This window comes from Vibrio sp. Vb0888, from assembly GCF_033338835.1.
In the GTDB taxonomy this organism is placed as follows: domain Bacteria; phylum Pseudomonadota; class Gammaproteobacteria; order Enterobacterales; family Vibrionaceae; genus Vibrio; species Vibrio alginolyticus.
In genome coordinates, this window is the sequence record NZ_JAWOTL010000001.1 from 581,321 (window position 1) to 596,262 (window position 14,942).

The following is a 14,942-nucleotide window of genomic DNA, read 5'->3' on the forward strand; positions in this document are numbered from 1 at the left end:
ATAAAGGCGGAGATGAAATGATGAAAAAATTACTTGTCGCAGTTTTATCTGTAGGTGCGTTAGTGACAGGCATTGCGCAAGCTGAGTTGGATAATCCAGGTGGTATTGGTGGTCTAGAATCTTTACGTGGAATGTCTCAATTGGAAGATACGCGTCCAGCAGACGAGTTCAAAGACTTCCCTAAAGATCAAATCGTTGAAGACAGCTATGTTTATCAACCACCGTTGATCCCACACAGCATTCGTCACTACGAAATTTCGTTAAATGCTAACAAGTGTCTTGCATGTCATAGCTGGAAAAATGCAAAAGAGTCAGGTGCGACTAAAATTAGCGTAACGCACTATGTAAACAGAGAAGATGCGGTACTGGCAGATATGTCTCCTCGTCGTTACTTCTGTTTGCAATGTCACGTTCCACAAACGGATGCAAAACCACTAGTGGAAAACGAGTTTAAGGCAGTCGATTCGCTTCAGTAATTGAAACGCGAGTACTAAGAGGTTACTTATGAAAATACTTAAAGCGTTTTGGAAGAGACTGTCGAGCCCGAGTAAAGCTGCCGCTGGTGTGGTTTTATTTCTAGGCTTCGCTGGTGGCCTTCTATTTTGGGGCGCATTCAACACAGGTATGGAAGCAACCAACACAGAAGAATTCTGTTCTGGCTGTCACGCGCCGATCGTTGCTGAAATTCAAGAAACAATTCACTACTCCAACCGATCTGGTGTTCGTGCGATTTGTTCAGACTGTCACGTTCCTCATGAATGGACGGATAAGATCGTTCGTAAAGTACAGGCATCTAAAGAGCTATTTGCACACTTCGTAACGAAGACGATCGATACGCCAGAGAAGTTCCAAGAGCGTCGTGGACACCTCGCAGAGCGAGAGTGGGCACGTATGAAAAAGAATGACTCTCTTGAATGTCGTAACTGTCATGAGTTTGATTTCATGGATTACTCTCAGCAAGGATCACGTGCGGCAGAACAACACTCCACCGCTCTCGCTTCAGGCGAGAAAACATGTGTAGACTGTCACAAAGGTATTGCGCACAAACTACCAGACATGAGCGGCGTTGAAGGCTGGCACTAAGGAGACTTACCATGAGTACATTAGAATCTGTAATTTGGCATATCCTTGGCTACAGTGCTATGCCAGTGATTATTCTTTCCGGCTTTGTGGCGGTAGCAGCAATCTCTCTCTGGCTGCTGTCATTTGGTAAGGATAAAGAGGTGTAACGTAACGCATCTCTACTCGTCAACTAGCCTATTTGTTGACACTGAGCGCCGAGCAAATGCTCGGCGCTTTTTATTTATTAATCAATGGTACTTGCCAACAATAAACAAGCAATCATACATAAAAAAAGCGACCATAAAGGCCGCTAAGATTTACTGCTATAGGGAGTCGTTTAAGATTCTTTTACTGGCAGAACCTGTTTGACGTATTGTCCTGGCGCCTCATCAATAACCGGATGGTTTTCTGAGCCAATAGGGAAAGGCTCAACTTGCTCTTTAGGGTTGAATTGGAGTAACCACTCGTTCCAGTGTGTCCACCACGATCCCTCTTTGTGTTCCGCGTTATTCAACCACTCATCAGCAGAGTCATCCAAATTATCGTTCAACCAATAACCATACTTATTTTTAGCTGGAGGGTTCACGATGCCCGCAATATGACCAGATTCACCGAGGACAAACGTTTTGTTACCACCCGTGTTCAGCGCACCACGGTAAGTTCCCTGCCATAACGCAATGTGGTCTTCTTTCGTTGACACAAAATAGCTAGGAATTTTGATCTTATTTAGATCAATCCATACTCCACCAATTTTGACGCCTTTATCTTGCACCAGCTTGTTCTCTAAATAGAGCTCGCGAAGCAAGAAATTGTGAGATGCAGCGCTGACGTTGGTGCTATCGCTATTCCAGTACAACAAGTCGAAATCAACCGGACTGTTACCCTTCAAGTAATTGTCGACGTAGTAGTTCCAGTACAAGCTGTTTTCACGCAGTAAACTAAACGTCACGCTTAAGGAACGGCCGTCCATATACCCTTTTGCGTTATTTTGCGCTTCAATTGCACTAACAATGGTGTCATTGATATACGCGCCGACTTCACCTGGTTGAGAGAAGTCGAGCAACGTGGTGAAGAAAGTGGCAGACTTAATGCGCTTCTTCATACGTTTTGCAGCGTAGTAGGCAACCGTGCTTGCTAAAACAGTACCACCGATACAATAACCAGCAGCATTGATTTGCTCTTGTCCTGTTATATCTTCAATTGCAGCGACGGCTTTCACTACGCCTTCTGTCACGTAGTCACCAAACTCTATGTGCGCTTGTGCCTTGCCTGGATTGCGCCAAGACATCATAAATACACTATGCCCCTGCTCTAACAACCATCGAACCATTGAGTTCTTTGCTGTTAAATCAAGGATGTAGTATTTATTGATGAAAGGTGGGACGATGAGCAGCGGCGTCGCATTCACTTTCTCTGTTAGAGGTCGATATTGAATCAACTCAAACAATTCGTTTTGAAAAACCACATTGCCCTGTGTCGTCGCAACGTCATCTCCCACGCGGAATGCATTGTTATTCGTCATACGAATTTTTAAAATGTCTGCGCTCGACTCAACGTCTTCTTTCAACTGCTCTAAGCCTGCCAGTAAGTTTTGACCGTTTTGCTCAAGTGTCAGCTTCAAAAGCTCTGGGTTAGTGGCGATGAAGTTGGAAGGAGAAAGGGCGTTAATGGCTTGGCGAGAGAAAAAAATAATACGTTCTTTCGTCTTTTCATCTAAGCCTTCCAAAGACTCGATGGTGTCCAGATAGGTCTTACTAAATAAAAGGTAGGATTGTTTGATGAAGCTATACATGGCTTCATTTTGCCACGCTTCGTTTGAGAAACGCTTATCCCCTTTTTCAGCTTCGACGATTTGTGCTTGGTTCCCTGCCAATGCAACATTCTGCCAAATTTGCAGCTGCTGTTCCCACCACTGTGCTTGCAGCTTTAAAATCGCAGCAGGCTGATTCGCAGCTTGTTCGAACAGTTTGGCAGTATCCTCAAAGTTCACTTCTTGCATGGCCTTGTTTAAAGGAGAGTTCACGACTGCCTTGTTCACTTCGAAATCATGCCACCACTGATGATTGGTTTCCTGAAGCTTCACAAGATAGTCCGAAAAGAAGTGTTGAAACATAGTCTTACTCCTATATTCGGAAAAAACAACGCCGCCCAAATCTAGGGGCGGCGAGAATCGGACAAATTACGCTGGAGTAACAGTCTTTAGATTTTCCGAAGTCATTTTCTCAACGTCTTCTTTGAACTCTTTTGCAATCGCTTGAAGCTTGTTGCTGTCATCCATCATTTGTTGAGAAAGTTTAGTAAGTACGCTTAGTTGCTGACTGTTGAAAGCAGTCAATGACGTTACGTCTTTGATTTCTGTCGCTGCTTTCATCTGGTTTAGACCCACTTCACTGTATGTGCGAATGGCGTTCAATTGAAGCTCGGTCAACACTTCTACGTTTTTTGTCACTAGCTTGTTGAACTTCAAGTAAGGTTCTAGATTTTTTTCAGTTTGATCGCTAAATGTTTTGAAGAAATCTGTGTACATGGTTTGTCTCCTAGAGAAAGAATTAAAAATGTCCTTTTAAATAATTACTTAACTGTCTTTACAACCACAGCCGTGCCCATGCCGCCGCCCACACAAAGTGAAGCAACGCCATATTGACCATTTTGCTTATGAAGCTCGTGAACCAGCGTGACTAAGATTCGGTTGCCAGAAGCACCAAGCGGGTGTCCTAGCGCGATAGCACCACCGTTAAAGTTCGCTTTATCTTGAATCGCGTTAACTGGAACTTGGTTTGTTTCCGCCAACTGATGAATCACGCCAAGTGCTTGCGCTGCAAATGCTTCGTTTAACTCGTAAACGTCGATGTCGTGTACACTGAGTTCTGCTTTTTCGAGTGCTTTATTGACCGACTCAACAGGACCTAGGCCCATGATCTTCGGATCAAGACCCGATTGCGCATAGCTTACGATCTCAGCAAGCGGCGTTAATCCATGCGCTTTAACTGCGCTTTCAGACGCCACGATAATCGCACTCGCGCCATCGTTAATGCCTGATGCATTACCCGCAGTCACAGTGCCTTCGCGGTCAAAAGCAGGACGTAGCTTGCTTAAGACTTCCATTGTCGCGTTCGCTTTTGGGTATTCATCCGTATCAAACATCACGGTTTCACGGCGTTGCTTTACTTCCACTGGCACAATTTCGTCTTGAAATTTGCCAGCTTCGATAGCGGCTACCGCTTTCTGTTGGCTAGACAGCGCGTATTCGTCTTGCTGCTGGCGAGTTAAGCCGATTTGTTTTGCTACGTTTTCTGCCGTCACACCCATGTGATATTGGTTGTAAACATCGGTTAAACCGTCCGCTACGAGCAGATCTTTCAGTTCCAGATTGCCCATTTTGTTGCCATCACGAATGCTGCTTGGTGCAGCAAATGGAATCTGAGACATGACTTCAACACCCGCTGCAACAACGATCTCAGCATCGCCACTACGGATATGGGACACGGCATCCATGACCGTTTTCATGCCACTACCGCAAACCATGTTTACGCCATATGCAGGAACAGATTCAGGAATCCCCGCAAACAGTGCCGCTTGGCGGCCAACACCCATTCCTTGACCTGCACCAACAACGTTGCCAACAATCACTTCGTCAACCTTGTCGCCAGGCAACTTTGCCGCTTCCAACGCGCCTTTAATCGCTACTGCTGCCAGATCGCCAGCAGAAGTATTTTTCAGGCTGCCACCAAAAGCACCAATTGGAGTACGCTTCGCCGCTACGATAAATACTTTTTCCATCATCTTCTCTCCTTAGTGCATGTATAGGCCGCCGTTCACCGACAAAGTCTCTCCGGTGATATAGGCGCCCGCATCGCTGACCAAGAAGCTCACTGATGCTGCAATTTCTTCTGGTGTCGCAAGACGTTTCATTGGAATTTGGTTCGTGATAGATTCCAGCACTTCTGGCTTCATTTGCTCAACCATTGGCGTACCCGTGTAACCCGGCGCGATAACATTAACTGTTACACCCGAGCGAGCACCTTCGTATGCTAAGGCTTTAGAGAAACCGATCATCCCAGCTTTCGCCGCCGAGTAGTTTGCTTGACCAAACTGCCCTTTAAGACCATTGACTGAAGAGATATTGATGACACGACCACCGCCTTTTTCGCACATTGCAGCAAAGAGGGGTTGCGTAACGTTGAATAAACTATTGAGGTTGGTATTGATGACATCATTCCAAGCTTGCGCAGTCATCTTTTTAAACACGCCATCACGTGTAATTCCTGCGTTGTTGACAACAACATCAATGGTTCCTTCCTCCCCAAGCAATTGCGCCAATTTCTCTGCACACTCTGTCGTGTTTGTTACATCCAACTCAAAAAGGCGAACCTGATCTTTGGTAAACCCTTTGCTGTTGAACCACTCCAGCGCACATTCGTAGTTACCTGTGAAATAAGTAGCGATTACACGGTAACCGTCATTGACTAATTGAGAGGAAATAGCAGAACCAATTCCGCCTTTTGATCCAGTGATCAAAGCGACTTTCTTCATTGAAGACTCCATTCTTAACGGCATTTAAAAAGCAAACTTAATACACTGATGAAATAGTTCACCAACTGACGTGTTTATTTATTCTTTTGACAACCAATCCCGTGCTGCCTTTATTTTAAGTTAACCTAGAAATATTACATTTCAAATAAAAAACTCACCCAATTGCATAAGATTGATTTAGATCTCATTACTCGTGAAATGTTATAAAATGGTTAATTTTATATAAGCCATTGTTTTAAATCACACTTCCACAAAATCCACACCAACAGAAATAGAAACATAATTATTAAATATCATGCACTTACATACAGAATGGTAGACGTTACATTATGTCATGATTTAAGATCTGAATTTTAAGCCTATATGATTACAACAAACTTGAGATTAGAATAATAATTCAATTATCAGTAAAAATAATTATCAAACATATCATTTAATTACTGCATTTAATGATAATTTAGTTATCAATTCGATTATTTTAACACAGTGATGATTAATACCGATAAAATATAATAAGTTAAATATATTTAATCTAAAAATGATATAAGAGCTTGTCTCATACTGGTGCAATACGCACTATTATGACGCATAGATTAAAATATAATTTCATTTTAAATTTATATATTCGAAGAACATCAACTAGCTACTAGTGAAAGTAATCGTTCGCTTTGTAGTAGCATCCTTTTCCACTTTGCACTATCTTTGTGGCTTCTCTTTAATCACTAAATCATCAACAGATATGAATCTTGCATTGCTCAGTATGTTCATCCCTACTTTCTTTTTTGTCTCAATCACGCCTGGTATGTGCATGACTCTCGCCCTAACGTTAGGTATGAGTATCGGTTATCGTCGCACGTTATGGATGATGATAGGAGAGCTTCTCGGTGTTGCGCTGGTGTCAGTCTCTGCGGTGTTAGGTATCGCTGCGATTATGCTCAATTATCCTTGGATGTTTATCGCGTTAAAGTTCATTGGTGGCGGTTATTTACTCTATCTTGGAGTTGAAATGTGGCGATCGCGAGGGAAACTTACGATTAATGTCGACAACTTAGAAACACCAAAGAGTGACAATATCGCACTGATCATGCAAGGCTTCGTTACCGCAATCGCAAACCCAAAAGGCTGGGCATTTATGATTTCTCTTTTACCGCCTTTTATAGACCAAAACGCAGCGCTTGCACCGCAACTGATCATACTTGTCTCCATTATTTTACTGTTTGAGTTCATTTGCATGTCTCTGTACGCTACTGGTGGTAAAGGGTTGAAACACGTATTAGGTCAGTCTAAGAATGTACGTCTAATGAACCGTATCGCAGGCACTTTAATGATGGGAGTTGGTGTCTGGTTGCTACTAAGCTAAGGCAAACTGGAAACAATGAAAAATATTCTGAATAAAATAGCTAAAGTCATGGGTGAAGTATTGGACTTTCAAGCCCGAGTTTGGGTTGTGAACGTCTATAGCGGTGAGCATAAAGGCGAGTCTTATGTCGTTAATGAAGATGCTTTCTCTGTACCTCTTCAGTGGATGAAGAAGAAAGGCTACCAAGAGCCAATGTTGAATAAAGTCGAAGCAATGAAGCGCTCACAAGTCTTAGAGTTCGACTTGGGACTTGTGAAACATCGCTTGATGCGCGTGAAATAAGCACAAAAAAGCGCCACTCAAGATGAGTGGCGCAAGCACTTTTACCTTAAAAATAATGCTACGGCGCAGCGTCGATCTCAACTGGAAGATAATGTTTCGGCTCCAGTTTCAACCACTCAGGCAGCACAGTACCAATCGAAATCGAAGACCATGTCCCCGACAGAACGCCAATAAACATGGCGGTTGAGAAACCAGCCAAAGGCGCTCCTCCCATAATCCATAATGCACCAACAGTGATCAATGTCGTACCAGATGTCACCATAGTGCGTGAAAACGTCGCGATAACAGCTTGGTCATTGATGTCTTCTGTTTTCCAACTCTGCTTCGCAATCAACAGCTCACGGATTCGGTCTGCAATGATGATCGAGTCATTCAATGAGTAACCTAAAATCGCCAGCACAGCAGCAAAAACGGTTAAGTTGAACTCCATTTGAGTAATTGCAAAGAAGCCAAGCACTAAGATCACATCATGGGCCAAAGCAAACAGTGAACCACTCGCTAAACGCCACTCAAAACGGAAACACAAGTAACCGAGAATACTCAACACACAAATCAACAATGCTAAGCCACCTTGTTCAAACAAGTCTTGGCCAACTTGAGCGCCAACTATACTGTTGCTGACAACATCAACTTGGTGAGAGATTGGCTTCAACACCTCTTCTACACTTGGCAACGTTTGTCCATCTTCCGGCGCAGAGTAACGAATCACCCAACGGCCATCTTCACCAGAGCGTGTCACTGACGCAGATTCACCAAGCTTTGGTTGCAGAACGTCAAGCAGATCATGGTTAGTTAGCTGCTTATCTACCTTTACTTCTGTCACCATACCGCCAGTGAAGTCCAAACCTAGGTTCAACCCTTTAAAGCCTAGAGCGACGATCGCGATCACCGTTAAAATGATGGAAACTAGCGTAGTAAAGTAGCGAATTTTACGAATATTTTGTTTTAGCATTTCGACCATGATTAAACCCTCACATCACGACGGGCATCGCGGCCCCAAATTAAATTGATCATTGCTCGAGAGGCAAATACGCCTGTAAACATACTGGTTAACAAACCTAATCCGAGTGTTAAGGCAAAGCCTTGGATTGGGCCATTACCGATGGCGTACAAAATCACGGCGGTGATCATGGTAGTAATGTTGGCATCAAGGATGGTCGAGAATGCGCTGTCAAAGCCAAGATCAATCGCTTGAGCGAAGCTGCGGCCTTCACGCATTTTGTCCTTAATACGTTCAAAGATAATAACGTTGGTGTCTACTGCCATACCGACGGTTAACACTAAACCGGCAATACCCGGAAGCGTTAGAACCGCACCTGGTAACAAGGCGATTAAGCCAAGCAAACAAAGCATGTTGGCACAAAGCGCCACGTTTGCTACCCAACCTAAGCGGCGGTACCAAAGTGCCATAAAGGTCAGTGTTAGTCCCATTCCTAAAGCCAGTGCTGCAAAACCGTTTTCAATGTTTTCTGCCCCCAGAGAAGCACCGATAGTACGCTCTTCCACAATAGTAACCGGCGCTGTCAGTGACCCCGCGCGAAGTAATAGCGCTAACTGCTGCGCATCGTCCATGCTACCTGCCCCAGTAATACGGAACTGGCTACCAAGTTGAGATTGAATAGTCGCGACGCTGATAACGCGCTCACTACGCTCAGTTACACCGCGATCGTTTGTTTTGTACTCTCGGTAAACGGTCGCCATTGGCTTGCCGATGTGAGTTGCTGAGAAGTCACTCATTTTCTTACCACCAGCGTGGTCAAGAGAAATATTTACCTCTGACATGCCCATTTTGTCGACACCAGCACGAGCGTTCACGATGTGCTCGCCCGTTAGAACTGGTCGTTTTGCCAAAATCACAGTACGACCATCATTATCTTGAAGAACAAGATCTTGGCTGCTGTGTGCTTGGCTCGCATCTTTCACTTCATAAAACGCCAAGCTTGCTGTTGCACCAATAACGTTTTTCGCTTGAGCAGGATCTTGTACACCAGGGAGCTCAATTCGAATGCTCTCTTTACCTTGGCGTTGCACTAGTGCTTCTGTGATACCAAGTTCTTCAATACGACCACGCATGATCTTCAGGTTTTGTTGAAGAGTCGACGATTGAAATTCTTGGATATTTTGTTCACTCGGTTCAAGCACAAAGCCACGAGATGAACTTTTTGAAATCCAGCCCGGGTAGTTTTGACGCAAGAACTTGTTTACTTCCGACAATGCTTGCTCGCTGTCACTGTTTACCGTAATTCGGTTGCCGCTTTCTGCTCGAACTTGCACACCACGAACACGTTGATCACGCAGATTCGCTTTGATTTCATCAATCAACGCATCACGTTGTTCTTCAAACGCTTTATTCACATCAACATTCAACAAGAACTGAACGCCACCACGAAGGTCAAGACCGAGCTTAATTGGGCTAAAGCCCATCTCATTTAACCATTCTGGCGCAACCGATACGTATGAGAAAGTGATGCTGTCGTCTTTATTTAGCTCTTTGTTTAACAACGCACGAGCTTTACTTTGCGCATCTTCACCATCGAATACAATGGTTGTTTTGCCGTCTTTTTCGATGATTTTGTCGGCTGAAATATGGTTGGTTTTTAGCAGTTGATTCAGATGAACAACCGACATTTCGCTGTTGTTTTGATCCGCAAACGTCAACTGGATAGAAGGCTGTTCACCAAACCAAGTTGGTATAGCACTTAGGGTTAAAATAATGACTGTCGTGATTAATACGACATATTTCCAAGCTGAGTAGTGATTCATCAGCTTTCTGTTCTTTTGCTGCTTTGGTGTTTTTTTCATGTAAACATCATCCCTTCACAATGAAGTGAAGCTTTTAATAACAAGGCTTAACACACGACAGATGCTCCCAGAATAAATTCAGGGTATGAAATGCTCAGAACGCTCACGTCCTGTCGAATACAATCGTCGTGCTAAGAGTGCACAATGGTGCAAATAGATGGTGTTTAGGCAGAAAACTGACTATTGAGTGCGACGTACATGGCATTGGTCTCTTTCCAACCAGAAATGCGATGATCGCTTGTGAAATGATAAAATGTGGACTGGTTGTGACGCCAGTTAATGTCCATCAAGCTGTATGCGTAACCCGCATCAGCGTAAAACGGAGTAGTGAGATCGCCGACAAAATCTACGTGCTCGTCATCAAGCCCTTCCCGTAAGTAAGACGTCCAGCGCTGAGAGTTAAACAAAGCAACGGAATCGAGACTTGCATGGCCTTCAGATACTGGAGATTGAGAGCTTTCTTCTGAAACTTCAGAAAAATCGACGGAAGAGTTTGGCGATACACTTACGGCTACAAAAGGTTGTAGCTTAGAAAAGTGCGGTACGTGAGCCTTGTGGTCGATTTGCGCAGCAGATACATGCACTGGTAGCAATACCATTGCAAATAGCAGCAAAATCAACTTTCTAAGGTAAATCCAAGGCATAGGAACTCACTAAAAACACAAAGAGCCAAGTTAGGTCACTTGACTCGTTGATAGTATTCCTATTGATTATGGTTCACAACTAAAAAGTTATAAATCTCTGATTTCAGGTTTGCATCGTTATTGCATTTATCAAAACGTCTTTAGAGAACGAGTGTAATTGGTGGTGAGTTATCGATAAAAAATATCGCCCTTATCAACATCTAAGTAGATCTTATTCTCTTGCTCCAAACCGCCACAATAGATGAAGTAAACGTTGCGCTTTTTGAACGTCACAGAACGCACCCAACCCCCGAGCTCCTCAAAATCACTCGGATCACAGGTTTCATCGTCTAACAATTGCTGTGTTTTCTTACGGAAAATATCCAAGTGAACTTTTAAATCATCCGACTTCTGTAGGTATTCATCCAATATCTCTAAGCGCTCTTGCTCTTTAATAACTGGCTCTGCATCCGATAACCCTTCAGCATTCAACCATTCGGCTTTTTCTTCTCCACCCTCTTCATAGACAAGATAGCCGGAGATTCGGTACCACCCATCTACTTTTTCTAACACCGATACTTTTTCTCCCTTATAGAGCGTATCGACAACTAAAGCATTAAGGTTAGGCTTGTTGTAAACATTGACACGACGCTCAATAACGTAGTACTCGGTAACTTCCGGGGGAGCGGCTTCTAAATCCAGAATCGGTTTGGATGTTTCTTTTTGCAGTGACGATTGCTCGACTTGTGTAGCCTTTGGTGCTTCAGGTTCATCTTTCTGCATAAAGAAGAAATAGTATCCAGCCCCCGCTCCGCCGAGCAACAGCATGACAATCAATGCGACGAGAATTTTCTTCATGCCCTTTTCCTTTTCATTCTTTATTCTTATCCCACCAGCAGCACGCATGTCGTAGAAATTTGGGTATATACTCAAAAGAGCAGGTCAACTAACGCGAGCAATAATGATCAACAGACTCAATTGGATACTACTATTTCTTCTGTTCCCGATAACGGGGCACGCCAATATTCAATGTAACCCATCGTCGTGGAATGACAATCTTACCCAATTCAATCGTTTAGAGTCCAATTACAATCAGCATGTTGAGGTATTCAATACACTTTTGACCGAACATAAACAGCGTCAGTTATTGTCCGAAACCTTTTCACTGCATGAGCTCGTGCTACTTTGGCGTGCCAAGTCGAACCAAAATGTGTTCAAAGCGCAATTAAAAGCATCGATTCAATACAAAGAAGAGCTCACAACTAAAGCGAATCAGCTGCTTAAATTGAGCACACAATCCCAATGGTCAGCAAATGGGTGGGAGATACTGGCCCAGAAGTGCCGCGAGTCAAACAAAACAGCCAATCAAATAACTGCGGAATGGTATAACACCAACGCTTTGGAACTTGCTGAAGATTACAAGCGCCTCTCTTCACAATATCAAACTCTGTCACAAGTCTATGATAAAGAAGCCCGAGCGCTTCAATACGCTCAAGATGTTTCGAAGTAAAAACAGAGCCAGTTTTGAATAGACGATGTTGGTTTTTCACTCCAATATTGGACGTTATTCGTGCTTTTTATCTTTCCTTAGTCGTGAACGATATCAAATGTAAATAATGGGATTGTTCCCTTTGACAAACTTGACTAAACCATGACCAAGACAATCAATTTATAGAGACATACGTCACATTAATGCTTTACTTATGGACATTTTTTGGTTAGTTTAGCCATTAATAAAATTTAATAAAAAGTCACATTTGGCTGGAGATGATGCTACAAACATGGTTATCAATCGATTAAGTAACAGGGAATGTCCTAATGCTACCAAAGCCAAGTTTTTGTCAGTAGTTAGGCACGTAAAAGAGTTCGGTTCAATCAGTGATTTGGATCTTTGTAAAATCTTCGGAGAAACAATATGGAGTGATGGGAGGGAATACCATTCAGCCGCGTTCTCATTCAAGGTTGATAGATACACAGGTAACTGTGAAATCTCACAATACAAAAACCAATAAGGCTTAAGAATTTATTAAGCGGAGTCAGGAAACGGACTCCGCTTTTTTGATCATGGCAATCGTAAAGTCGTGCTCGGAGTATCCCTCAATCAATCGTGTATTCGGACACAGCAACCGACAATAGCGAAAGACACCTTCTTTATTGTGCGACGCTAACATTTTCATGCTGGGTAGTTTGGATTCATCCAACAAGTTAAACACACAACCTTTCTCTGTCGCTCGGTACATTTTATCAATCATTTCAATGGTATGATTTGGGTTGGTGGATTGATAGTTCAATGATCCGGAAGCAAAAACAAAGTCGCAACGAGGCAATACCAACGTTGAAAAGTCGCCACATATAAACTTACTTTGCGTACGAAAATCTCGTTTTCTGGCTTCAGAGATAAACTGTTTTTGCTGATCAATGCCAATATAGCTTTGAGGAAGCCCCCCCGTAAGTTCGATAAACGCTAACAAGTCTCCGTAGCCGCACCCAATATCTAAAATACTTGAACCGTCTAACGTTAACCCTCGGCACAACGCCTCAAAACGGCTGATCTGACTATACTTATCTGCCCATCCCAGAGTTCGGGCTCTGTCTTTACCAAACTGTCTATATCGCTTTCGATGATAGTGGGCAATCTTAAGTCTATCGAAAAATTTCATCTTTCTTATGCATAAATCGGCAAACTGCCATTTCCTTTCACTTGTCTAATCGCCAGGTGGGTATGAATATCTTTCACATTTTCTAATCGCTGTAACTTTCTAGTAAATGTTTCATAACCAGCGAGATCTTTACTGACCACCTCTAACAGGTAATCATAGGCCCCTGATACGACATGGCATGAGATCACTTCATCCATCTCAACAACGGCATGTTCAAACTCATCAATCGAAGAAGCTTGGTGGTTATTTAAACTCACTTCAACAAATACAGTCATCGCGATGCCTACAGTGTCTCTGGACACAATAGCTCGATAACCACTTATTACACCTTCCTGCTCCAAACGCTTAATGCGTCTTGCACAAGGTGATGCCGATAGCCCTACTTGGTCAGCAAGTTCTGCCGTTGTCAGAGTGGCATCCTTCTGCATTAGGTTGATAAGTTGCCTGTCAATTTTATCCATTTATTCTTCCATGCCTTTAATCACCAACAATTAACACTTATACGCAATTTATCACCAACATCAAGCCTAATTACGTCAAACTTTGCCTCCCTTTTGCAAGAGTTTTATTCAACAATTAACACATCATTTACAAATGGACATGTCGATAATGATCTTGGGATACGCAGCTATATTAACGACCTTACTGCTTTGGTCTGGTTTCTTTATTTCTTTAAAAGGGGGCGCAATTTCTGCCTTGCAGCCAGCCGATATCGCGTTAGTTCGCTTTCTAATCCCAAGTATAATTTTATTACCATTTGTGATTAAGCATAAACAGTCGCTGCGCGTAGTGCCTAAACGCTACCTGGTTGGTGTTGTGGTTGGAAGCGGCCTTCCCTATCTTCTGGTCGTCGGAACGGCTATGCATTTCGCTCCCGTGGCGCACGGCAGTGCATTAGTACCTGGCACTTTGCCATTGTTTGTTTCTGCTATCGCGGTACTTTGTTATCAACAGTCGCTGAGTGCTCACCGCTTAATCGGGCTTTCTACGGTGTTGTTAGGGATTTTCGTATTCCTTCTTTCTAATAGCGGCGCAGAGTACAACTGGTCTCAGTTGCAAGGGCATATCCTGTTTCTAACTGGCAGCATCATGTGGGCTGCTTTCACCATCAGCGCTCGTGTCGCTAATCTTAATGCACACGTCTGTGCAGGATTCGTTGCAATCGCGTCTTTGGCTCTACTCATCATCGCCGTTGGTTTCGGGTGGGTAGACAGTTATTTGGTGGTAACACCGTTCAGCCAGTGGCCATGGGAGGAGTTATTTGGCCACGCGATGCTACAAGGTGTTGGCGCAGGTTTAATCGCTTCTTTCACTTTCATTTATGCAATTAGGATCATCGGTGCCGAAGCCAGCGCTGCTTTTGGTTCATTAACTCCAGTCGTCGCGACACTTCTTGCCGTTCCAATTTTTGGTGAACAACCAGATTCTCTCACTTGGTTAGCGCTGATGTTGGTCACATGCGGCAGTATTGTGGCAAGCCAAATCTTTATGAAAGGTGGAATGAGCCAAACTTATCGCCCACCACTTCACAGATAGCGATGATTTTACAAAAACTTATGCCTTACTATCTTGAATAACAAAATGGCGTTTTGATAGCCTCAGCTTAACTAAAAAATTAAA

The 14,942-nt window shown here is 43.4% G+C and carries 17 protein-coding genes; 7 read left to right on the top strand and 10 right to left on the bottom strand.

All coding sequences use genetic code 11. The features are described from left to right. Positions 1-20 precede the first annotated feature (20 nt). The 3 genes from R7P72_RS02445 to R7P72_RS02455 are packed head-to-tail and all read left to right on the top strand — an operon-like array spanning position 21 to position 1,229. Entirely contained in the window at positions 21-476 is a 456-nt protein-coding gene (locus tag R7P72_RS02445; protein WP_005389061.1) for a nitrate reductase cytochrome c-type subunit, read from the top strand. A 28-nt stretch (positions 477-504) separates the two neighbouring features. Next, positions 505-1,083 (top strand): NapC/NirT family cytochrome c, encoded by a 579-nt coding sequence (locus R7P72_RS02450; RefSeq protein ID WP_005373542.1) that lies wholly within the window; start codon positions 505-507, stop codon positions 1,081-1,083. A gap of 11 nt (positions 1,084-1,094) precedes the next feature. Then, on the top strand, positions 1,095-1,229 hold the full coding sequence (locus tag R7P72_RS02455) for a TIGR02808 family protein (RefSeq protein WP_005373546.1): 135 nt from the start codon (positions 1,095-1,097) through the stop codon (positions 1,227-1,229). 170 nt (positions 1,230-1,399) lie between these two features. Here the strand turns inward: R7P72_RS02455 and phaC are convergent, their stop codons facing one another. The 4 genes from phaC to R7P72_RS02475 all read right to left on the bottom strand — a co-directional run bounded on the left by phaC (position 1,400) and on the right by R7P72_RS02475 (position 5,595). Continuing rightward, entirely contained in the window at positions 1,400-3,175 is a 1,776-nt protein-coding gene (gene phaC / locus R7P72_RS02460) for a class I poly(R)-hydroxyalkanoic acid synthase (RefSeq protein WP_017819891.1), read from the bottom strand. Between the two features lie 66 nt (positions 3,176-3,241). Further along, on the bottom strand, positions 3,242-3,589 hold the full coding sequence (locus tag R7P72_RS02465; protein WP_005373550.1) for a phasin family protein: 348 nt from the start codon (positions 3,587-3,589) through the stop codon (positions 3,242-3,244). Between the two features lie 44 nt (positions 3,590-3,633). Beyond that, the gene (locus R7P72_RS02470; protein WP_318110379.1) at positions 3,634-4,842 is read right to left on the bottom strand and encodes an acetyl-CoA C-acetyltransferase; all 1,209 of its coding nucleotides are present in this window, start codon (positions 4,840-4,842) and stop codon (positions 3,634-3,636) included. A 12-nt stretch (positions 4,843-4,854) separates the two neighbouring features. Next, on the bottom strand, positions 4,855-5,595 hold the full coding sequence (locus tag R7P72_RS02475; RefSeq protein ID WP_005373555.1) for an SDR family oxidoreductase: 741 nt from the start codon (positions 5,593-5,595) through the stop codon (positions 4,855-4,857). A gap of 739 nt (positions 5,596-6,334) precedes the next feature. On the opposite strand from R7P72_RS02475, the gene R7P72_RS02480 reads away from it, so the two are divergent. Both R7P72_RS02480 and R7P72_RS02485 read left to right on the top strand, forming a co-directional pair. Beyond that, a complete protein-coding gene (locus tag R7P72_RS02480) occupies positions 6,335-6,955 on the top strand; it encodes a LysE family translocator (RefSeq protein ID WP_213907151.1) in 621 nt (206 codons plus the stop codon). Between the two features lie 15 nt (positions 6,956-6,970). After that, the gene (locus tag R7P72_RS02485; protein WP_005373566.1) at positions 6,971-7,237 is read left to right on the top strand and encodes a hypothetical protein; all 267 of its coding nucleotides are present in this window, start codon (positions 6,971-6,973) and stop codon (positions 7,235-7,237) included. A gap of 58 nt (positions 7,238-7,295) precedes the next feature. Here the strand turns inward: R7P72_RS02485 and secF are convergent, their stop codons facing one another. The 4 genes from secF to R7P72_RS02505 form a co-directional block, all read right to left on the bottom strand. Beyond that, positions 7,296-8,198, bottom strand: coding sequence for a protein translocase subunit SecF (secF, locus tag R7P72_RS02490; protein ID WP_005373567.1), 903 nt, complete (start codon positions 8,196-8,198; stop codon positions 7,296-7,298). Between the two features lie 2 nt (positions 8,199-8,200). Further along, on the bottom strand, positions 8,201-10,039 hold the full coding sequence (gene secD, locus R7P72_RS02495) for a protein translocase subunit SecD (RefSeq protein ID WP_005373570.1): 1,839 nt from the start codon (positions 10,037-10,039) through the stop codon (positions 8,201-8,203). 164 nt (positions 10,040-10,203) lie between these two features. Beyond that, positions 10,204-10,683, bottom strand: a complete 480-nt coding sequence (locus R7P72_RS02500) for a hypothetical protein (RefSeq protein ID WP_005373572.1) — start codon at positions 10,681-10,683, stop codon at positions 10,204-10,206. Positions 10,684-10,851: 168 nt separating this feature from the next. Beyond that, on the bottom strand, positions 10,852-11,520 hold the full coding sequence (locus R7P72_RS02505; protein WP_005373574.1) for an SH3 domain-containing protein: 669 nt from the start codon (positions 11,518-11,520) through the stop codon (positions 10,852-10,854). Between the two features lie 103 nt (positions 11,521-11,623). Between R7P72_RS02505 and R7P72_RS02510 the strand changes: the two genes are divergently transcribed. After that, positions 11,624-12,172, top strand: coding sequence for a hypothetical protein (locus R7P72_RS02510; RefSeq protein WP_017635183.1), 549 nt, complete (start codon positions 11,624-11,626; stop codon positions 12,170-12,172). Positions 12,173-12,698: 526 nt separating this feature from the next. Here the strand turns inward: R7P72_RS02510 and R7P72_RS02520 are convergent. Continuing rightward, positions 12,699-13,322 carry a class I SAM-dependent methyltransferase gene (locus R7P72_RS02520; protein WP_005373579.1) on the bottom strand — a complete coding sequence of 208 codons (624 nt, stop codon included), beginning with the start codon at positions 13,320-13,322 and terminating at the stop codon, positions 12,699-12,701. 5 nt (positions 13,323-13,327) lie between these two features. Next, positions 13,328-13,783 carry an Lrp/AsnC family transcriptional regulator gene (locus R7P72_RS02525; RefSeq protein WP_005373581.1) on the bottom strand — a complete coding sequence of 152 codons (456 nt, stop codon included), beginning with the start codon at positions 13,781-13,783 and terminating at the stop codon, positions 13,328-13,330. Between the two features lie 148 nt (positions 13,784-13,931). On the opposite strand from R7P72_RS02525, the gene R7P72_RS02530 reads away from it, so the two are divergent. Beyond that, a complete protein-coding gene (locus R7P72_RS02530) occupies positions 13,932-14,858 on the top strand; it encodes a DMT family transporter (RefSeq protein ID WP_017635181.1) in 927 nt (308 codons plus the stop codon). Positions 14,859-14,942 lie beyond the last annotated feature (84 nt).